20 protein-coding genes are annotated in these 19085 nt (G+C 70.5%); 17 read left to right on the top strand and 3 right to left on the bottom strand.

Annotated elements, in window-relative coordinates; translation table 11 throughout:
* The first annotated feature begins 7 nt into the window (after positions 1-7).
* The 5 genes from Q5696_RS17590 to Q5696_RS17570 all read left to right on the top strand — a co-directional run bounded on the left by Q5696_RS17590 (position 8) and on the right by Q5696_RS17570 (position 3707).
* Complete coding sequence (locus Q5696_RS17590; RefSeq protein ID WP_305092544.1) at positions 8-535, top strand: YbaB/EbfC family nucleoid-associated protein; 528 nt, start codon at positions 8-10, stop codon at positions 533-535.
* On the top strand, positions 528-842 hold the full coding sequence (locus tag Q5696_RS17585; protein WP_305092543.1) for a WXG100 family type VII secretion target: 315 nt from the start codon (positions 528-530) through the stop codon (positions 840-842). Before Q5696_RS17590 ends, Q5696_RS17585 begins: the two co-directional genes overlap by 8 nt.
* Positions 842-1675, top strand: coding sequence for a WXG100-like domain-containing protein (locus Q5696_RS17580; RefSeq protein WP_305092542.1), 834 nt, complete (start codon positions 842-844; stop codon positions 1673-1675). The genes Q5696_RS17585 and Q5696_RS17580 overlap by 1 nt, the downstream gene beginning before the upstream one ends.
* A 300-nt stretch (positions 1676-1975) precedes the next feature.
* Positions 1976-2110, top strand: coding sequence for a hypothetical protein (locus tag Q5696_RS17575; RefSeq protein WP_305092541.1), 135 nt, complete (start codon positions 1976-1978; stop codon positions 2108-2110).
* A 121-nt stretch (positions 2111-2231) separates the two neighbouring features.
* On the top strand, positions 2232-3707 hold the full coding sequence (locus Q5696_RS17570; RefSeq protein ID WP_305092540.1) for an LCP family protein: 1476 nt from the start codon (positions 2232-2234) through the stop codon (positions 3705-3707).
* 7 nt (positions 3708-3714) lie between these two features.
* On the opposite strand, the gene Q5696_RS17565 is transcribed toward Q5696_RS17570, so the two are convergent.
* A complete protein-coding gene (locus Q5696_RS17565) occupies positions 3715-4464 on the bottom strand; it encodes an SDR family NAD(P)-dependent oxidoreductase (RefSeq protein WP_305092539.1) in 750 nt (249 codons plus the stop codon).
* Positions 4465-4740: 276 nt separating this feature from the next.
* Here Q5696_RS17565 and Q5696_RS17560 point away from each other — a divergent pair, with 276 nt between their 5' ends.
* Positions 4741-6042 carry an ROK family protein gene (locus Q5696_RS17560; protein WP_305092538.1) on the top strand — a complete coding sequence of 434 codons (1302 nt, stop codon included), beginning with the start codon at positions 4741-4743 and terminating at the stop codon, positions 6040-6042.
* A gap of 25 nt (positions 6043-6067) precedes the next feature.
* On the opposite strand, the gene Q5696_RS17555 is transcribed toward Q5696_RS17560, so the two are convergent.
* Positions 6068-7369: a lipase family protein gene (locus Q5696_RS17555; protein WP_305092537.1), complete on the bottom strand. Its 1302-nt coding sequence runs from the start codon at positions 7367-7369 to the stop codon at positions 6068-6070.
* Here Q5696_RS17555 and Q5696_RS17550 point away from each other — a divergent pair.
* The 9 genes from Q5696_RS17550 to Q5696_RS17510 all read left to right on the top strand — a co-directional run bounded on the left by Q5696_RS17550 (position 7311) and on the right by Q5696_RS17510 (position 16145).
* A complete protein-coding gene (locus Q5696_RS17550) occupies positions 7311-8246 on the top strand; it encodes an HAD family hydrolase (RefSeq protein WP_305095357.1) in 936 nt (311 codons plus the stop codon). The genes Q5696_RS17555 and Q5696_RS17550 overlap by 59 nt on opposite strands.
* A complete protein-coding gene (locus tag Q5696_RS17545; protein ID WP_305092536.1) occupies positions 8243-9451 on the top strand; it encodes an MFS transporter in 1209 nt (402 codons plus the stop codon). The genes Q5696_RS17550 and Q5696_RS17545 overlap by 4 nt, the downstream gene beginning before the upstream one ends.
* A gap of 5 nt (positions 9452-9456) precedes the next feature.
* Positions 9457-10341: an alpha/beta fold hydrolase gene (locus Q5696_RS17540; RefSeq protein ID WP_305092535.1), complete on the top strand. Its 885-nt coding sequence runs from the start codon at positions 9457-9459 to the stop codon at positions 10339-10341.
* A complete protein-coding gene (gene mshA, locus Q5696_RS17535; RefSeq protein ID WP_305092534.1) occupies positions 10338-11699 on the top strand; it encodes a D-inositol-3-phosphate glycosyltransferase in 1362 nt (453 codons plus the stop codon). Before Q5696_RS17540 ends, mshA begins: the two co-directional genes overlap by 4 nt.
* Positions 11696-12238 carry a type III secretion system chaperone family protein gene (locus Q5696_RS17530; protein ID WP_305092533.1) on the top strand — a complete coding sequence of 181 codons (543 nt, stop codon included), beginning with the start codon at positions 11696-11698 and terminating at the stop codon, positions 12236-12238. The genes mshA and Q5696_RS17530 overlap by 4 nt, the downstream gene beginning before the upstream one ends.
* A gap of 410 nt (positions 12239-12648) precedes the next feature.
* Positions 12649-12978: a transglycosylase family protein gene (locus Q5696_RS17525; protein ID WP_305092532.1), complete on the top strand. Its 330-nt coding sequence runs from the start codon at positions 12649-12651 to the stop codon at positions 12976-12978.
* Between the two features lie 121 nt (positions 12979-13099).
* On the top strand, positions 13100-13855 hold the full coding sequence (locus Q5696_RS17520) for a phosphoglyceromutase (RefSeq protein WP_305095356.1): 756 nt from the start codon (positions 13100-13102) through the stop codon (positions 13853-13855).
* Positions 13856-14194: 339 nt separating this feature from the next.
* On the top strand, positions 14195-15424 hold the full coding sequence (locus Q5696_RS17515) for a sensor histidine kinase (protein WP_305092531.1): 1230 nt from the start codon (positions 14195-14197) through the stop codon (positions 15422-15424).
* A gap of 31 nt (positions 15425-15455) precedes the next feature.
* Entirely contained in the window at positions 15456-16145 is a 690-nt protein-coding gene (locus Q5696_RS17510) for a winged helix-turn-helix domain-containing protein (RefSeq protein ID WP_305092530.1), read from the top strand.
* A gap of 92 nt (positions 16146-16237) precedes the next feature.
* Here Q5696_RS17510 and Q5696_RS17505 read toward each other — a convergent pair whose 3' ends face one another.
* Entirely contained in the window at positions 16238-17035 is a 798-nt protein-coding gene (locus tag Q5696_RS17505) for a DUF3109 family protein (RefSeq protein WP_305095355.1), read from the bottom strand.
* Positions 17036-17101: 66 nt separating this feature from the next.
* Between Q5696_RS17505 and Q5696_RS17500 the strand changes: the two genes are divergently transcribed.
* Positions 17102-18055, top strand: coding sequence for a Ppx/GppA family phosphatase (locus Q5696_RS17500; RefSeq protein WP_305092529.1), 954 nt, complete (start codon positions 17102-17104; stop codon positions 18053-18055).
* Positions 18052-19059 (top strand): Rv0497 family membrane protein, encoded by a 1008-nt coding sequence (locus tag Q5696_RS17495; protein WP_305092528.1) that lies wholly within the window; start codon positions 18052-18054, stop codon positions 19057-19059. Before Q5696_RS17500 ends, Q5696_RS17495 begins: the two co-directional genes overlap by 4 nt.
* Positions 19060-19085 lie beyond the last annotated feature (26 nt).

The following is a 19085-nucleotide window of genomic DNA, read 5'->3' as shown; positions in this document are numbered from 1 at the left end:
GGATCCGATGACCGACAGCGGTACTCGAGACGAAGCGCGGGGCCACCACCGGAGCCGCAACACGGAACTGCGCGCACAGGTCGACGACATGCTGGGGGTGTTGCAGGCACAGACCGAGGCGCTCGCGGAGGCACAGGGAGCGGTGGCCGGTCTCACCGCGACCGCCGAATCACCCGACGGGTCGGTGCGGGTCACCGTCGACGCGGCCGGGGCCGTCCGATCGGTGTCGATCGCGCCGGACGCGTTCGGGCGCACCACCCCCGAACGGCTCGCGGCGTCGGTCACGGCCGCGTCGGTCGTCGCCGCCGCGGACGCGCGGGAGCGGGTGGCACAGTTGCTGGCCCCCGTGGCTGCGGCCGCCGCGAGCCTGCCGGACCTGTCCGACATCGTCGACGGTGCACCGAGTCTGCGGAACCTCGTTCCCACCGTCGCAACGGAATTCGCGCCGTCCGGCAGCACGGTTCCGGATGCCGGGGCCGACGACGATCTGTACGACTGGCGGGCGCCGATCCTGCGGGAGGCCCACCGTGGTTGAGGGAGTGCGGGTCGATCCCGAGCAGCTCGTCTCCGCCGCAGCAGGATTCGACATGCTGTCCGAACGCGTGGCCAAGGCGTTCACCGACCTCGCCGCGGCCCTCGACGCCGAAGGGGCGAGCTGGGGTGCCGACGGTCCCGGCGCGACGTTCGCGGCGCAGTACACGCCCGGCCGGGACACCGCGGCGACCGCCCTCGGGCACCTGGTCGAGACGTTCGCGGCCGTCGCGACCGGACTGCGGGACACCGGTGCCGCGTTCACGGCCGCCGACGACGGATTCGCGGGCACGCTCGGGGGAGGAAACTGATGGGAATCGAGATTCCGGGCGCACTGCGCACCGTGGCTTCCGTTGCGGTGGGCCAGGATTGGCCGGAGGGGGACGAGACGTCGCTGCGGCGCATCGCCGATGCGTGGGATCTCGCGGCGGTCGCGTGCGACCGGGTGGGCGCAGACGGTGACCGGGCGATCGGGCCCGCGCTGGCGGCGGTGTCGGGGATCGTGAACGACGCGGTCGCCGGCAAGTGGCAGGAGATCGGGGCCTCGGTCGACGATCTCGCGGCCGCGTGCCGGCAACTCGCCGACGCGTGCGACGCCGCAGCGGCCGATGTCGAGCACGCGAAACTGTCGATCATCGCCGCACTCGTGGCGCTCGCCGCGGAGATCGCGGTGCTCCTGGCGACCGCGCCGCTGACGGCAGGGATCAGCACCGGTGGGGTCGTGGCTGCCGAACTGGCCACCCAGATCACGGTGCGGGCGATCCTGCGGCAACTGATCACGAGCCTGACCCGTGGCGTGCTCACCGACGTCCTCGTCGACACCACGGTCTCCGGTCTCATCCAGGTCGGACAGATCGCCGAGGGCAACCGCGTCGGGCTCGACTGGGGTGCGCTCGGCCGGGACGCGTACGGGAGTGCGGTGTCGTCCGTCGTCTCACAGGGGCTCGGTGCACTGCCGGGCGCGCGGGCGGCGGCCCGGGACCTCGACGCGTTCACCGGCGTACAGGTCGGTGACGGCATCGTCGACGCCCTGATTGCTCCGACAGGCACCCGGATCGGTGACGCGGCCAAGAACGGTCTGTCGTCGCCACCACCGGACGCCGGTGAAAAACCCGCCGGCACAGGATCGTTGAACATGAACTGATGTCGCATTCCCGACACAGCGCCGTTTTCCCTGGTACAATGGCCGTAACACGGTGCGACGCCCACAGGCGTCACGGTTCGAGGAGGTGAGGGAAGCCGATGAACAGCAGCGACTGCCACCCGTCGATTCTCGAAAACCATCCTATCCTCGAATCCGTTCGGGCATCGTTCTTTCCGATCTGATTTCGTCGATCCGACCCGACCTCAGATCATTCTTCGGTGTACGTGCCGACGCGTTTCCGGCCGACGCCGACGGGCAGAAGTTATTGCCCCGGTTCATTTTCCGTCCAAGGAGGAGGCCATGATGTCGATCGTCTCTACTCTGCGCAAGTTCTGGGCGCGTTACGACCTGACCCCGCAGGAGCGGGCCAACCTGCGCGCGTCGTACGCGCCGCCGGCCGTCGTCGCTGCGTCGCTCGGTGGCGGCCGGTTCTGATCCGGTACCGCCGCGTTCTTCACCGGTTCCCGGGTCGGTGGGCTACCTTGGCGCGGTGAATCCGCGCCGAGGGTCCGGGAACGCCGGACACCGTTCTCACCCGCGTCGGCGTCGGTCGGTCGTGTTCGCACGATCGGCCGGCGCCGTCGCGTCGGTGTTCGTGCTCGTCTCGACCGGGCTGGCGTGGGGCGCCCAGCGGGAACTGACGACCGGGCTCATCCGCTCCGAGGCCATCGACGCGGTCGGTGCAGACGCGTCCGATCACGGTGACACGAACATTCTGCTGATCGGCCTCGACAGTCGAAAAGGGATGGACGGCAACGATCTTCCCGCCCAGTTCGTCACCGAGGAACTGCACGCCGGTGACAGCGACGTCGGCGGTTACAACACGAATACCTTGATCCTGCTGCACGTGCCGGGTGACGGCAGCCGCGCTACCGCGGTCGCGATCCCGCGCGACGACTACGTCGCGGTGCCCGGCTACGGCAACCGGAAGATCAAGGAGGCGTACGGGCTGGCGAAGGCCGACGCCGACAGCGAACTGCTCGCGCAGGGCGTCACCGACCCCGCCGAGCGGGAACGGAGGGCCCGCGACGCCGGCCGCAGGTCCACCCTGAAAACCGTGCAGAATCTGCTGCAGGTGCCGATCGACCACTTCGCCGAGGTCAACCTCGTCGGGTTCTACGACATCGCGAAGGCACTCGGCCCGCTCGAGGTGTGCCTCAACGCGGCCGTCGACGACCCGTACTCGGGGGCACGGTTCCCGGCCGGGCGGCAGTTCCTCGACGCGTCGCAGGCGTTGTCGTTCGTGCGGCAACGGCACGGCCTCGACAACGGCGACCTCGATCGGACCCACCGGCAGCAGGCGTTCCTCAGCGCGGTGATCGCGAATCTGAAGTCCACCGGTGTGTTCGGCAACGTCGGCAAGCTGCGCGGACTGGCCGATGCCGTCCGCAACGACATCGTCGTCGACGCCCGGATGGATCCGGTCGCGTTCGCGATGCGTCACCGCAATCTCACGTCCGGCGGCGTCGACTTCTACACGCTGCCGATCGAGGGCTTCGACACCGTCGACGGCCAGGCCGTCAACGTCGTCGACCCGGCTCGGCTCCGCCGCGAGGTCGGCCGACTGTTCGCGGGGACGTCCGTGTCACAGCAGACGCCGGCGCAGCCACCCGCTCCGACGGCACCGGACCCGCGGATCACCGTGGACGTGCACAACGGCACCGGCATCGACGGGCTCGCGGCGTCCACCCTCGCGGTGTTGCAGTCGCGGGGCCATCCGGCAGGATCCGTCGCGACCACGGCCGGGACAGGGGTCACGACCGTCGACTACGGGCCGGGAGGGGAGGCCACGGCTGCCGCCCTTGCCGCCGAACTCGGGGTGACGGCGCGGTCGGATACGTCGGTCGCGGCCGATCGTGTCCGCATCGTCGTCGGACGCGACCTGGGCGACGAGGTTCCCGGTCTGCTCGGCGGTGGGTCGTCCGGCAGCGGATCCGACAGCGCCGCCGGGGACGCCCCCGCCCCGACGGCGGGCGCGCAGGGCGCGCCGATCGCCGCGGACGTCTCGGGCGGCATCCCGTGCGTCGACTGATCTCCGGCTACGGTGTCGTGCGGTGGAAGCGGCCGGTGTCGGCCTGATCCCGCGGCTTGACGATGATCTGGTCCAGGTTCACGTGCGCGGGACGCGACGCGACGAACCCGACGATCTCGGCGACGTCCTGCGCGACGAGGGGGGTGATGCCCTCGTACACCTTCGCGGCACGGTCGGCGTCGCCGTCGAACCGCACGAGCGAGAACTCGGTTTCCACCGCGCCGGGCGCGATCTCGGTGAGCCGGACCGGGGTGCCGAGCAGTTCGCCGCGCAGCGTGCGGTGCAGCACCGCCTGCGCGTGCTTGGCCGACGTGTAGCCGGACCCGTTGTCGTACGCGGTGAACGCGGCCACCGACGTGATCGTGACGATCAGGCCGTCACCGGACTCGATCAACTTGGGCAGCAGCGACTTCGTCACCCGCAGCGTGCCCAGGACGTTGGTCTCCCACATCCACCGCCAGTCGTCCAGATCGGCCTCGAGGACCGGAGCGAGCCCCTTCGCGCCGCCGGCGTTGTTGACCAGGACGTCGACGCGGGGGACGACGGCGCAGAAGGCGTCCACCGAGTCGTCGTCGGTGACGTCCAGTTCGAGTGCGGTACCGCCGATCTCCGCGGCGATCGCCTCGATCCGGTCGACGCGGCGGGCGCCGAGAACGACGTGGAAGCCCTGCTGGGCGAGGGTGCGGGCGGTGGCTTCGCCGATGCCGGAGCTGGCTCCGGTGACGACGGCGACACGGGTGTCCGGTGACAGGCTCATGCCCCGATCGTAGTGCCGGGGTGCTAGCTTGTTCGGCATGTCGTCAGCCGCCGTCTTCCCGCCGCGGGTCACGTACGTGACCGCCGCGCTGGGCTCCCGGCTGCCGCACCCGCGGGAACTCTGTTGTCCCTGCCGTCACTTCCGCCGCTGATTCCGCGCTGCCCGGCCTCCGTTCCACGCTGATCGTCCGACGACCCGTCGGTTCCGATCGCCTGTCGGCAGTGCGTCCCCGACCGCGTCGACAGCCGTCCCCGCAGGGACGAGGCAAGGACACCCATGCTCACCGCGACCCCGTACCCTCACCACACCCGGACCGGTGCCGCCCGCCCGGCCCGGCCCGCCGCCGCCACACGACCGGCCGCCCGCATCACCCGGTCCCGCATCGTCGCACCCACCCTGGGCCTGGCCGACGGACCGTCGGCGGCCGTGTTCCGGGCCGCCGCGATCCGCGGCCCGCTGTACCGGGACGAGGCCACCCGGGCCTCGGGGGCCAGCGTCGCCACCGTCAACCGGCACGTGTCCGCGATGCTCGCCGCCGGATTACTGCGTGAACGCCCCGACCTCGCGGTGTCCGGTGCGATCGGACGGCCCCGGATTCCGTTCGAGGTCGACCACGAGCCGTACGTCACCGTCGGCATCCACATCGGTGCCCGGGTAACGAGTGTCGTCGCCGCCGATCTGCGTGGCCGCATCCTCGGATCCGTCGAAATCGCCACCCCACGAGGTGAATCGGCGACCGCACTCGTAGCCGTCGCTGCCAGCGCCCGGCGGTTCGCCGCCCGCTGGCAGCGACGCCGCCTGCTGTGGGTGGGGGTCGCACTCGGCGGACGGGTCGACGCCGACACCGGGGTGGCCGACCACGATCGGCTCGGCTGGTCCGGTGCCCGCGTCGGCGAGATCGTCGGTGCCGGATTCGGGGTGCCGGTGTCGGTGGCCACGCACGTCGAGGCGATGGCCGCGTCGGAACTGCTGTTCGCTTCCGAACCGGCCGACCACTCCGGCGGCAGGGGCAGTGGACTGTACGTCTACGCACGTGAAACCGTCGGCCTGGCAGTAACTCTCGACGGCCGGGTGCACACCCCCGCGGCCGGTCCCGGGTCGGTCGCACACCTGCCCACCGGTGCGGACGTGCGCTGCGACTGCGGCGCCACCGGCTGCCTCGAGGCGGCCGTCGGTGATCGCGGTGTCCTGCTCGCGGCACGGCAGGCGGGTGTGCTGCCGCCCGGCGACACGCTGCCCCCGATCGCCGCTCTCCACACCGCGGCGCGTGCGGGATCGGCAGCGGCGCAGCAGATCCTGATCGACCGGGCGCACACCCTGGGCAGGGCCGTCGCGATGCTGCGGGACCTGTTCAACCCGGACCGGGTCACGCTCGGCGGGCAGGCGTTCACCGGTTACCCGGAGGCCGTGCCGCACGTCGCGCAGGCACTGTCCGGCGCCTCCCGGAACGGCGGGACGGGGGTGCAGGTCACCGGGTTCGGGAGCCGCGTGCAGGAACACGCGGCGGCCGCCGTCGCACTCAGCTCCCTGTACGCCGACCCGCAGGCGGCGATGCGGAAGGCCACGGTCCGGGTGTGACCCCGGATGTGGCTGCCGGGAAACATTATCCGGCGGCGAACCGGTCGGCGAGCCAGTCGACGTTCTGCATGCCGAGCAGTTCGGTACCCACCCGGACCGGATCCGTCAGCACATCGATCGGGCCGCAGTGGCTCGGCTCGACCGTGACATCGGTGCCGCCGGCCCGGTACGCCGCGACGAGATCCTCGACATCCGAATAGGGGACGAGGAAGTCGTCGCGACACGACGACACCAACACCGGAGCCTTCGGGGCCTGCTGCCCCATCCGGTTCTCGGCGTACGCGCGGGCGAACACCGGATTGTCGGCGGGCCGGCCGTGCACGTACAGCGCATCCAGCGGCACGAACGGCAGCAGCGTGTACGTCTGCTGGCACGTGGAATTGAAGACGTCCGCGACCTGCCTGCCGAGCGGGGTGAGCTCGACGTCCAGGTCGATCTCGGGGTAGCGGGCCGCGAACCCGAGCGAATTCGCGAACACGAACCCGGCACCGATCCCGCCGTCGGCCTTGCGCTCGAACGACGCGCTGTCGGTGAGCATCGCCTGCAGCGCGGCGCCGACGATGTTCAGTTCCGGCGCGTACTCAGCGTGCTTCTCGGCGGCGAAACCGGCCGCGACACCGCCGCCCGCGACCCCGTACAGGCCGATCGGGACGTCGGCCGCGAGACCGGCGTCGGGCAGCGCGATCGCGGCCCGCAGCCCGTCGAGCGTCGCGGCCCCCGAGAACCGGCCGATCGAGAACCCGTTGGGGGCGGCGTCACCGTCGTTGGCGGTGTCGCTCATCATCACGGCCCACCCGTGGCCGAACATCTGCGCGACCGGGCCGAGGGCGGTGAGCAGTCCCGGATCGAGCTGATCGCCGCCGGTCCACTGCGTGCTCGGCATACAGCCGGGGCCGAGGCTGTCGTTGGCCTCCGAATAGCCGATCAGCTTGCGGTCGGCCGGCGCGGTGCCGTCCTCGGGGACCAGCAGGATACCGGTGGACGTCACCGCCGAACCGTCGAAATCGGTGGTGACATACATCAATTGGTGTGCACGGACGTGGCCGGGCTGCACCCCGTACACCTGGACCGTGGCAGGCCGCGACCGGATCAGCGTGCCCGGAGCGAGACCGGAGACGTCCGGCGCGTCGTACCAGGGATCGGTGACCGGATGCCGGGGCGTCCACTGCTCGGGCGGCGTGAACCGGCCGTCCCGCAGGGCGCCGAGCACGAACGGGCCGAACACGTCGTCGACACCGACCGGGCCCGCCGACACCGACGGTGCACCGATCGTCAGTGCTGCCGCGGCGGTCACGACAGCCGCGAGTACCGAACGGGTCCTGCGCACATTTCCTCCTGAGGTCGAGTCGCCCGAGTGTGATCCACGCGACAAACGATCATTCGATCATCGTGGCGCAGAGGGCGACGACAAGGGTGGGGTACCGGGGCCGGGTACTCTCCGCGGAGACCGTGAGACGCGAACCGCACGATCGGAGAACACCATCGTCACGCACGTCTTCTTCGACTTCTTCGGAACGCTCGTCGACTACGACCCCCGCCCCGTCGGCACGCCGCACAACGCGCCACTCGCGTATGCGGCGGACGCCGGGATCGACATCACCGCCGACGCGGCGGACGCACTGTGGGCGAGATCCTGGGCCGAACTCGACGCACACGCCGACACGACCGGGCGGGAATGGGCGATGGCCGACGTCGTCGACCGGTACCGGAGTCGCCTCGGCCGCCCGTCGCGGGCGTTCGCGCCGACGCAGGAGACGATCGACGTCTATCTCGCAACCTGGACGCAGGCCGTGACACCGGCGCCCGGACTCGAATCGTGCCTGCAGGACCTGTCGCGCGACCACCGCCTCGTCATCGTGTCGAACGCCCACGATCCGAACCTCGTCCCGGAGCTGTCGGCGCGGTTCGGGATCGCCGATCACGTCGATGCGATCGTTTCCTCCGTGGCAGTCGGATGGCGGAAACCGCATCCCGAGATCTTCCGGCTCGCGACCGGGACCGTCGGCGCCGAGCCGCGGGACGTCGTGTTCGTGGGGGACAGCTGGGGACCCGACGTCGAGGGTCCGCTCGCGGCCGGAATGCACGCCGTCTTCGTCGGCTCGCCGGCGGCGGTCCGGGACGACACCGTGCCCGTCGTCGATTCCCTGTCCGGCGTCCCCGATGCGGTCCGCGCCGTGCGCTCGACGAGTGCACCCCGCCGATGATCGGCACCTACCGCGAGATCTTCGCCGCCCGCGGATCCGCCGCGTTCTCCGCCGCCGGGTTCGTCGCCCGGCTGCCCATCGCGATGGTCGGCATCGGCATCGTGACGATGCTGTCGCAGCTGCGCGGATCGTACGGCGTGGCCGGGGCGCTCGCCGCCGTGTTCGCGCTCGCCAACGCCGCGATCTCGCCGCTGGTGTCCCGTGCCGTCGACCGGTACGGGCAGCGCCGGGTCCTACCGGCCGCGGCCGCGATCAGTGCGACCGCCCTCGCCGCACTGCTGCTGTGCGTGCGCCTGCAGACACCGGACGTGGTCCTGTTCGTGCTCGTGATCCCGGCCGGCGCCATGCCGACGATCGGGGCGATGGTCCGGGCCCGCTGGACCGAGCTGTACCGCGGCCGACCCGAACTGCGGACCGCGTTCGCATTCGAATCGGTGCTCGACGAGGTGTGTTTCGTTGCCGGGCCGGTGATCTCGGTGGGCCTGTCGGTGGCGGTGTTCCCGGAGGCCGGGCCCCTCGTCGCGCTGATCCTGCTCGTGACCGGGACCCTCGCGCTCGTCGCGCAACGCGGCACCGAACCACCGGTCGCCGACCGTGGCACCCACACCGGCCGATCGGTGATCCGCATCCCCGCGATGTGGGCGCTGTTCGTGGTGATGCTCGCGATGGGCACCGTCTTCGGCACCGTCGACGTCACGACCGTCGCGTTCGCCGGTGAACACGGCAACCGCTTCGCCGCCACCGCCGGGCTGGCCCTGTTCGCGGGGGCGTCGGCGCTCGCCGGTGTCGTGTTCGGTGCCCTGCGGCCGGCGTCCGCGCTGCGGCGGCAACTCGTCGTCGCGACCGGTGCGGTCGCGGTGCTCATGTGGCCGCTGCTGCTCGCCGGCTCCGTCCCCACCCTGATCCTGGCTCTCGGTGTCGCCGGAATCACGGTGGCGCCCACCATGATCGTCGCCACGACACTCGTCGAAACGGTCGTCCCGCACCGGGCCCTCACCGAGGGCATCACGTGGACGGTGACCGGCCTCGGTGTCGGGGTGGCCGTCGGCTCGGCCGGAGCCGGGCAACTGATCGACACGTTCGGTGCCCGCGCCGGATTCACCGTCGCGGTGGCCGCCGGTGTGGTGGCGCTCGCCGCGGCCGGCAGCACCCACCTGGCGAACCGGGTGCGCGGTGGCGGCCCCGCCGGCCGGTTCCTAGGGTGACTCCCATGGCCATTCGCGAGACCGTCGGCGCCGACGGCACCACCCTCGTCCACCGCACGTTCGGCGAGCCGACCGCGCGTCCGCTCGTCCTGATCCACGGTTGGGCGCAGTCGTCGCGCTGCTGGAGCGACGACGTGCTCGCCGCGCTCGCCACCGACCACCGGGTGATCGCCGTCGACCTGCGCGGCCATGGCTGCTCGGACGCCCCAGCGACCGGCTACGACGATCCCGCGACGTGGGCCGCCGACCTCGACGCCGTCCTGGCCGCCGAGAACGTCACGTCGGGCGCGATCCTGCTCGGCTGGTCGTACGGCGGCCTCGTGATCTGCGACTACCTCGCCGAACGCGGCACCGCGGCCGTCGACGGCGTCGTCCTCGTCGGTGCGATCACCAGCATCGGCCGCGGGGAGGCCGGCGGCCGGGTCGGACCCGCGATGAAGGCCGCGATCCCGGCCGCGATGTCCGACGACCCGGCCGTCGCCCTCGCCGCCCTCGACGGATTCGGGCCGGCTCTCACCGGGCCGATCCGCGACGCCGCCGTCGGGGTCCGGGCGCAGGCGCTGCTCGGGGCGGGCCTGTCCACGCCGCCGCGGGTGCGGTCCGCGCTGTTCGCCCGGGCGATCGGCCACGACGACCTGCTCCGCACCCTCGACGTGCCGGTGTTCGTGCTGCACGGCACCGCCGACACCGTCGTCGACGTCTCCGCCGGTGAGCACGCTGCCGCCCTCGTTCCCGACGCGCGCACGTCGTACTGGGAGGGCTGCGGGCACGGGCCGTTCGTGGAGGACCCGCAGCGTTTCGTGCGGGAGGTGCGGGAGTTCACGGCGACCGTCGCCACCCGCCCCGTGGGTTCGGGCGTGTCCGGGCGACAGGGCAGTATGGACGCGTGACACCCAAGCGCAGCGCGACCCCCCGGCGGGTCGCGGTTCTCTCCGTCCACACGTCGCCGCTGGCCCAGCCGGGCACCGGCGACGCGGGCGGAATGAACGTGTACGTGCTGCAGACGTCGATCGAACTGGCCCGCCGCGGCGTCGAGGTCGACATCTTCACCCGCGCGACGTCGTCGGCCGACCCGGTGGTGCAGGACGCCGCCCCCGGGGTGCGGGTCCGCAACGTCGCAGCCGGACCGTACGAGGGCCTCGACAAGAATGCGCTGCCCACGCAGCTGTGCGCGTTCGCGGCCGGGGTGCTGCGCGAGGAGGTGCGGCACGAGCCCGGCCACTACGACCTGGTGCACTCGCACTACTGGCTGTCCGGGCAGGTCGGCTGGCTCGCCCGGGACCGGTGGGGGGTGCCGCTCGTGCACACCGCGCACACCCTGGCCGCGGTGAAGAACGCGTCCCTCGCCGACGGCGACACCCCCGAGCCGGTCGCCCGGCAGATCGGGGAACGGCAGGTGGTCGACGAGGCCGACCGGCTCACCGCCAACACCGTCGACGAGGCCGCCCAGCTCACCTCGATCTACGGGGCGTCCCCCGACCGGATCGACGTCGTCGCTCCCGGCGCCGACCTCACCCGCTACCGGCCCGGTGACCGGCTCGCCGCCCGGGCCGCGTTCGGCCTCGACCCGGCCGAGACGATCGTGACGTTCGTCGGACGCATCCAGCCGCTCAAGGCACCCGACGTGCTGCTGCGTGCGGCCGCCGAGGTGATCGCCCGCGAACCCGGTCTGCCGCTGCGGATCCTCGTCGTCGGCGGACCGTCCGGCAGCGGGCTCGAACGTCCCGACTCGCTCATCGAACTCGCCGGCGCGCTCGGCATCGACGCCCGGGTGACGTTCCTGCCGCCGCAGCCGCCCGACCGTTTGGTCGACGTCTACCGGGCGTCGAATCTTGTTGCCGTGCCGAGCTATTCGGAATCCTTTGGCCTGGTCGCGATCGAGGCCCAGGCCTGCGGGACGCCCGTGATCGCCGCCGACGTCGGTGGCCTCGGCACCGCCGTCCAGGACGGACGGACCGGTCTGCTCGTCCAGGGGCACCGGATCGACGACTGGGCGTCCGCGCTGCAGTCGCTGGTGACGACGCCCGCGCGGCTGGACGAACTGGCCGCCCGCGCCCCCCGGCACGCGGAGAACTTCTCGTGGGCCCACACCGCGGACGGACTGCTCGGCAGCTATCGGGCCGCGATCGCGGGCTACCGGACGGGGGCGGGGGACGGCAGTGACGTTGTCGACGTCGTCGCGGACTTCGTTCCGCGGCGCCCGCGGGGACTGTGGAAACTACGACGGACGAGCGGAGCACGCGCATGAACCAGCAGGACGGGACGTCGGAGAATCTGCGGGACGTCATCGATACGGCGCTGCGGGAGCGCGAACTCGACTACAGCCGCACGGGCGACGACCGGTTCGTCGTCGAACTGCCCGGTGAACACAAGCTGAAGACGACGACCCTGCTCACCGTCGGCAACCACGGCGTGCGGATCGAGGCGTTCGTGTGCCGCAAACCCGACGAGAACTTCGAGGGCGTCTACAAGTACCTGCTGCGCCGCAACCGCCGGCTCTACGGCGTCCACTACACGATCGACAAGATCGGCGACATCTACCTCGTCGGACGCCTGTCGGCGCACGCGGTGACCGGGGACGAACTCGACCGCGTCCTCGGTCAGGTCCTCGAGGCGGCCGACGGCGACTTCAACGTGCTGCTCGAGCTCGGGTTCGCGTCGTCGATCAAGCGGGAGTGGGCATGGCGTGTCTCCCGGGGCGAGTCCCTGGCGAACCTGCAACCGTTCAAACACCTCGTGGACGGGCCGCAGGACACCTCGGTCTGGGAGCCCCCGACGCGAGACTGACCGGTTCGCGCTGACCGGTTCGGGTTGTTATCTCATCGAGATTTCGTGGTCGAAACCACTTCTTTTGTGTGATCTGAATCACATAACAACTATGCAACGATATGCGGGTCGATTCCCCGTTCATGGGGTGTGAGCTGCGTATTTTGCCAGCGCATGGCCATTTTTACGAACGGGCGTCCCACAAAAACGGCCCGTGACGTTCCCGTGATCCCCTCCTACGGTTGTAACCAGACCGAGACACGAACTCGGAACCCACCACGAAAGACCCCGACCCGCATTCGCTGATCTGCCCCGCGGGAATCGGAACCGGAACACCACGAGGGGCAGAGGCGAGACCCCAGAGCCCGGATCGACCGTCACGTCGTCCGAGAGCCGTCCCGCCGGCAACACGGAGAGGATCCACCCCCGACATGGCAACCTTCACCCTCAAGCGCACCCTCGGCACCGTCGCCGCCACCGCAGCCCTCGTCGCCGCACCCCTCGCCATGAGCACCGGCACCGCCAACGCGGCCTCCGGCAACTGGGACGCCGTCGCACAGTGCGAATCCAGTGGCAACTGGGCCGCCAACACCGGCAACGGCTTCTACGGCGGCCTCCAGTTCACCGCCAGCACCTGGCAGGCCTACGGCGGCACCGGCATGGCCCACCAGAACTCCCGCGCCGAACAGATCCGCGTCGCCGAAAACGTCCTCGCCGGCCAGGGCCGCGGCGCCTGGCCCGTCTGCGGCCAGTACCTCTGAGCCGCCCCACACCCGACGGTCGGGCTGGGCTGAGCCTCCGTCTCCTCAGCTGAAGGGTCCCTTCGTACGCTCCGAGCGCACGAAGGGACCCTTCAGTCGTCGCAGGGGGCGTCATGCCAGGATTGACGCCATGAGTACCGGAACACTTGTGCTGCTCCGCCACGGCGAGAGCGAATGGAACGCGCTGAACCTGTTCACCGGCTGGGTGGACGTGCACCTCACCGACAAGGGCATGGCCGAGGGCAAGCGGGCCGGTGAACTGCTCGCCGAGCACAACCTGCTCCCGGACGTGCTGTACACGTCGCTGCTGCGTCGCGCGATCAGCACCGCGAACCTCGCCCTCGACGCGTGCGACCGGCACTGGATCCCGGTCGTGCGGGACTGGCGTCTCAACGAGCGCCACTACGGCGCACTGCAGGGCAAGAACAAGGCCCAGACCAAGGCCGAGTTCGGCGAGGACCAGTTCATGCTGTGGCGCCGCAGCTACGACACCCCGCCGCCCGCCATCGAGGCCGGCAGCGAGTACAGCCAGGACCGGGACGCGCGCTACGCGGACCTGCCCGAGGTCCCGCTCACCGAGTGCCTGCTCGACGTCGTGAAGCGTCTGATCCCGTACTGGGAGAAGACCATCGCGGCCGACCTGAAGGCCGGCAAGACCGTCCTGGTCACCGCGCACGGCAACTCGCTGCGCGCCCTCGTCAAGCACCTCGACGGTATTTCCGACGAGGACATCGCGGGCCTGAACATTCCGACGGGTATCCCGCTGCGCTACGACCTGGACGAGAACCTGAAGCCGCTCAACCCGGGCGGTACCTACCTCGACCCGGCGGCCGCCGCTGCCGGCGCCGCCGCCGTCGCGAACCAGGGCGCCAAGTAGGCCGGTCCCGGAGTTCGTAGGCCTGCGTTCGTAGGCCCGTATTCGGGCGCCGAGCCCGAGACCACCCCGCGTTTCGCGCACTTGTTGTCGTGTTTCCCGTGCCCGGGACCGCGACAAGTGCGCGAAACGCGGGGTTTCGGTGTTCCAGGGCGCGACAGGTGCGCGAAACGCGGGGGGGGGGGGGGACAGAGAGCCGAAGCGGGGAGAGGCAAAGCGGGGAAGCGGGGCGGGCAAACAAACGGTGAACGATCGGAAAACGCCAGCTCTCGGGCCTGTGACGGGCGGGACAACCGTCGAACCCGGCTTCGGGGACGCGTTGGTCGAACGTACGATTCTCGTGTGACTGTTGTTCAGGCCGTACTGCTCGCCGTTGTAGCCGCTGTCGCCGGTTGCATCGTCGGTGGGGTGGTCGTCCCGCGTCTCGCGGCCCGGCACACACGGCGTCAGCAGTCGCAGGCGGGGCTGACGCTGTCACAGGCGCTCGACCTGATCGTCCGCACCTCCGAGAGCGGGATCGCGGTGGTCGACACGTTCAACGACGTCGTCCTGGCCAATCCGCGGGCCGACGAGCTCGGACTGGTCCGCAACCGCATGCTCGACGACCGGGCCTGGGTCGCGGCCACCACCGTGTTCGAGACCGGGGAGCCGGTCGAGGTGGATCTGACGATGCGCGCCGCGCCGCGTGGCCGGGAACGGATGGCCGTCCGGGCCGTCGTCCGGCTGCTCACCGAGGAGGACCGGCGGTTCGTCGTGGTGTTCGCCGACGACGACTCCGAACAGGTCCGCATGGAGGCGACCCGCCGCGACTTCGTCGCCAACGTCAGTCACGAACTCAAGACGCCCGTCGGTGCGATGGGACTGCTCGCCGAAGCACTCCTCGAATCCGCCGACGACCCCGACTCGGTCCGCTACTTCGGGCAGAAGGTGCTCAGCGAATCGGCGCGGCTCGGCAACATGGTCACCGAACTGATCGCGCTGTCCCGGCTGCAGGGCGCCGAGAAACTGCCCGACCTCGAGGTCGTCGACGTCGACGACGTCGTCGACGAGGCGCTGCGCAGGTCGGCCGTCGCCGCCGAGACCGCCGAGATCACCGTCCACACCGACGCACCCAGCGGCTTCGAGGTGATGGGAGACCGGGCGCTGCTGGTGACCGCGCTGACGAACCTCGTCTCCAACGCAATCGCCTACTCGCCCAAGGGAACCCCCGTCTCGGTGAGTCGAACGGTGCGGGGCGACGACGTCGCGATCGCCGTCACCGACCGCGGTATCGGCATCGCGAAGGAAGATCAGGAACGCGTCTTCGAACGCTTCTTCCGCGTCGACAAGGCCCGCTCCCGCGCCACCGGCGGCACCGGCCTCGGCCTCGCGATCGTCAAGCACGTCGCCGCCAACCACAACGGAACCATCGACCTGTGGAGCCGCCCCGGCACCGGGTCGACGTTCACCCTGCAGATCCCCGGCCACTTCGACACGACGGCCACCGCCGCTGCCGCGTCGAGCCCCGGTGACGGCGTCCCCACGCCCGAGCCCCACCGACCCGCAATGATCGACAAGAATGCCGCATCGTGACACGACGCGGCACGAGCCTGGAGGGCAACCGTTGACGAGTGTGCTGATCGTGGAGGACGAGGAATCGCTGGCCGAGCCGCTCGCCTTCCTGCTCCGCAAGGAAGGCTTCGACACCACCGTTGTCGGTGACGGACCGTCCGCACTGGCCGAATTCGAGCGTTCCGGCGCCGACATCGTCCTGCTCGACGTCATGCTGCCCGGCATGAGCGGCACCGACGTGTGCAAGCAACTGCGCCTCCGCTCCTCGGTGCCCGTCATCATGGTCACCGCCCGCGACAGCGAGATCGACAAGGTCGTCGGACTCGAACTCGGCGCCGACGACTACGTCACCAAGCCGTACTCGGCCCGCGAACTGATCGCCCGCATCCGCGCGGTCCTGCGCCGCGGCGCCGACGCCGACGGGGACACCGTCGTCGAGGACGGCGTCCTCGAGGCAGGCCCCGTCCGCATGGACGTCGAACGGCACCTCGTGCACGTCGACGGTGAACCGGTGTCGTTGCCGCTCAAGGAATTCGACCTGCTCGAATACCTGCTCCGCAACTCCGGACGAGTCCTCACCCGTGGTCAGCTCATCGACCGCGTGTGGGGCGCCGACTACGTGGGCGACACCAAGACGCTCGACGTCCACGTCAAGCGACTGCGCGCCAAGATCGAATCCGACCCGGGCAAGCCCAAGCACCTGGTGACCGTCCGCGGGCTGGGATACAAGCTCGAGGAGTGAGCGCTCGGCTCGACCGGCCCGCCTCACCTGCCTGACCGAATGTCACATGCGTTCACTCGGACCGAACGCATGTGACATTCGGCCGCAGGGGGCTACTGCGACTTCTCCTGCGCGGACTTCTCCTGCGCAATCGTGGTCGCGGGGTGAATTGCGATCAGGCCCAGACCTTCCCGGCGGCGGCACAGTGATGCGAGTTCGTCGTAGGCGGGTTTGCCGAGCAGTTCGGTGAGTTCCGGCGCGTACGACTGCCACACCGGGCGGGCGCCGACGTGCGCGTCGGGGGAGCCGGAACAGTACCACTCGAGGTCCTCGCCGCCCTCGCCCCAGCCGCGGCGGTCGTACTCGGTGATCGTGGTCTCGAGGATCTGTTCGCCGTCGGGGCGGTCCACCCATTCCTGGGTGCGGCGGATCGGCAGCTGCCAGCACACGTCCGGTTTCACCTCGAGCGGTTCGATGCCCTTGCGCAGTGCCATCCCGTGCAGCGCGCAGCCGATGCCGCCCGCGAAGTCGGGACGGTTCAGGAAGATGCACGCCCCCTTGTAGCGGCGGGTGCGCAGCGCCGGCTCGTCCTCGAGGTCGTCCTCCTCGACGTAGCCCTTCTTCCCGAGACCTTTCTCCATGAACTGCCAGTCGTCGGGTGTGAGCATCTTCACGGAGGCATCGAGCTTCTCGCGGTCCTCGTCGTCGGACAGGAACGCGCCGTGCGAGCAGCAACCGTCGTCGGGGCGGTCGGCGACCGTGCCCTGGCAGGCCGGAGTGCCGAACACGCAGGTCCAGCGCGAAAGCAGCCACGTCATATCGGCTTTGACGGTGTGCTCGGGGTTTTCGGGGTCGACGAACTGCACCCATTCGCGCGGGAAATCGAGATCTACTTCCGGGGCCGGCACGATCTTGTGGGGGCCGCCGGTACTACCTGCTGTCACAGTGCCCGACGGTAGACCCAGTACCGTAGCCGTGTGCGCCTTGGGGTACTCGACGTCGGAAGCAACACCGTCCACCTGCTCGTGGTGGACGCACATCGTGGTGGGCATCCCACCCCGATGAGTTCCACCAAGTCCGCGCTGCGGCTGGCCGAGAACACCGACGACCGCGGCGACATCACTGCTGCCGGCGCGGACCGTCTGGTGGAGACGGTGCAGGACTTCGCGGGTATCGCCCGGTCCTCGGGCTGCGGGGAACTGATGGCGTTCGCGACGTCCGCGGTGCGCGACGCCAACAACTCCGACGCCGTCCTGTCCCGGGTGCGGGCCGAGGCCGGCGTGAATCTCGAGGTGCTGTCCGGGGTGGACGAGGCGCGGCTCACGTTCCTCGCCGTCCGACGCTGGTACGGCTGGAGCGCCGGCCACATCCTCAACATCGACATCGGCGGCGGCTCGCTCGAGCTGACGTGCGGTGGCGACGAGGACCCCGAAGTGGCGTTCTCGCTGCAACTCGGTGCCGGACGCCTCACCCGGGACTGGCTGCACGACGACCCGCCCGGCAAGCGCCGCGTCGCCGTCCTGCGGGACTGGCTCGACGCCGAACTCGTCGGCCCCGCCAAGGAACTGCGAGCAGCCGGCACTCCCGACCTGCGGGTCGGCACGTCGAAGACGTTCCGGTCGCTCGCCCGGCTCACCGGTGCCGCCCCGTCCGGGGCCGGTCTGCGTGTCAAACGGACGCTCACCGCGAGCGGGTTGCGGCAGCTGATCGCCTTCATCTCGCGGATGACATCGAGCGACCGTGCAGAATTGGAGGGCGTGAGTTCCGACCGCTCCCAACAGATCGTGGCCGGCGCTCTCGTTGCGGAGGCCAGCATGCGCGCCCTGGGAATCGACACGCTCGAGATTTGCCCGTGGGCGTTGCGGGAAGGTCTGATTCTTCGCAAGCTCGATACGGACATGGGTGGAGAACTGGTGGTGAGCGCTCGATGACTGAGCCCGAAGGTGACAGCCAAGCGATTTCGGTTGCGGAACTGCTGGCCCGCAACGGGCAGAGCGTCGGCTCCGGTAGCAGCAGTGGTGGACGCCGACGCCGTGGCGTCGCAGGTGGTATCTCCGTCGCCGAACTGACCGGCGAGTTCCCGATCGTCCGCAAGTCGCGGGCCGTCTCGAACACCGACACCGACACCACCGCCGACGACACTGCTGCCGCGAAGTCGGCCACCGAGACGCCGGCCGCAGCGAGCCCGGCAGCCGCGACGCCGACCGTCACGACTCCGGTGGTCGAGGACGCGGCTCCCGAACCGGTGCAGGAACCCGAGTCCCGGACGGACGTCGGGCTGCAGAAGACGCCCGAGCCGCCGAAGACGCCCGAGCCGCCGAAGACGCCCGAGCCGCCGAAGGCACCCGAGCCGAAGGCCCCGGTGGTGGAGGCCCCGACCGTCGTCACTCCGGCCGTGACCGCGGCTTTCGGTTCGCCGTCCCGGACCGCAGCCCCGGCGGAGACTCCGAGCGTGGACGCGTCCGCGACGACCGTCATCCCGCAGGTGCCTGCGCTCGCCCACAGCAGCAACCCCGAGCCCGAACTGTTGTCCGGGCAGACGATCGCCGGTGAGCTGATGCGGCAGGACCGCAGAGCCGCCACCGAGACCGTCTCCACCGACACCCCCGCAGCCGAGACCCCGGCCGCCGAGGAATCCGACGACGACCTCGTCGTGCCGGAACCGGAGCAGAACGGCATGAAGCAGTGGGCGGTCCTGCTCGGTCAGGGCGTCGTCGCCGTCGTCGCCGGTGCCCTGATGTTCAAGGGTTTCGAGAAGCTGTGGGACATGCTGCCGATGGTGGCGCTGGTCCTTGCGGTGCTGGTGATCGTCGGCCTGGTCGCGATGGTGCGGATCCTGCGCCGCACCGACGACATCACCAGCCTGGTGATCGCGCTCGTCGCGGGCGTCTTCGTCACCCTCGGTCCGCTGGCGTTCCTGCTCAGCACGAGCTGACCCGACACCGGCCGAGAGAAGGGGGA

This window comes from Prescottella sp. R16 (assembly GCF_030656875.1).
In the GTDB taxonomy this organism is placed as follows: domain Bacteria; phylum Actinomycetota; class Actinomycetes; order Mycobacteriales; family Mycobacteriaceae; genus Prescottella.
The sequence above is the reverse complement of the archived record's forward strand: the minus strand, read 5'-3'. Positions and strand labels throughout refer to the sequence as shown.

Excerpts from the sequence above, each read along its gene's own strand:
- Q5696_RS17590 (WP_305092544.1), top strand. The coding sequence starts at position 8 with ATGACCGACAGCGGTACTCGAGACGAAGCGCGGGGCCACCACCGGAGC.
- Q5696_RS17580 (WP_305092542.1), top strand. The coding sequence starts at position 842 with ATGGGAATCGAGATTCCGGGCGCACTGCGCACCGTGGCTTCCGTTGCG.
- Q5696_RS17575 (WP_305092541.1), top strand. The coding sequence starts at position 1,976 with ATGATGTCGATCGTCTCTACTCTGCGCAAGTTCTGGGCGCGTTACGAC.
- Q5696_RS17565 (WP_305092539.1), bottom strand. The coding sequence starts at position 4,464 with ATGAGCCTGTCACCGGACACCCGTGTCGCCGTCGTCACCGGAGCCAGC.
- Q5696_RS17560 (WP_305092538.1), top strand. The coding sequence starts at position 4,741 with ATGCTCACCGCGACCCCGTACCCTCACCACACCCGGACCGGTGCCGCC.
- Q5696_RS17545 (WP_305092536.1), top strand. The coding sequence starts at position 8,243 with ATGATCGGCACCTACCGCGAGATCTTCGCCGCCCGCGGATCCGCCGCG.
- Q5696_RS17540 (WP_305092535.1), top strand. The coding sequence starts at position 9,457 with ATGGCCATTCGCGAGACCGTCGGCGCCGACGGCACCACCCTCGTCCAC.
- Q5696_RS17530 (WP_305092533.1), top strand. The coding sequence starts at position 11,696 with ATGAACCAGCAGGACGGGACGTCGGAGAATCTGCGGGACGTCATCGAT.
- Q5696_RS17525 (WP_305092532.1), top strand. The coding sequence starts at position 12,649 with ATGGCAACCTTCACCCTCAAGCGCACCCTCGGCACCGTCGCCGCCACC.
- Q5696_RS17495 (WP_305092528.1), top strand. The coding sequence starts at position 18,052 with ATGACTGAGCCCGAAGGTGACAGCCAAGCGATTTCGGTTGCGGAACTG.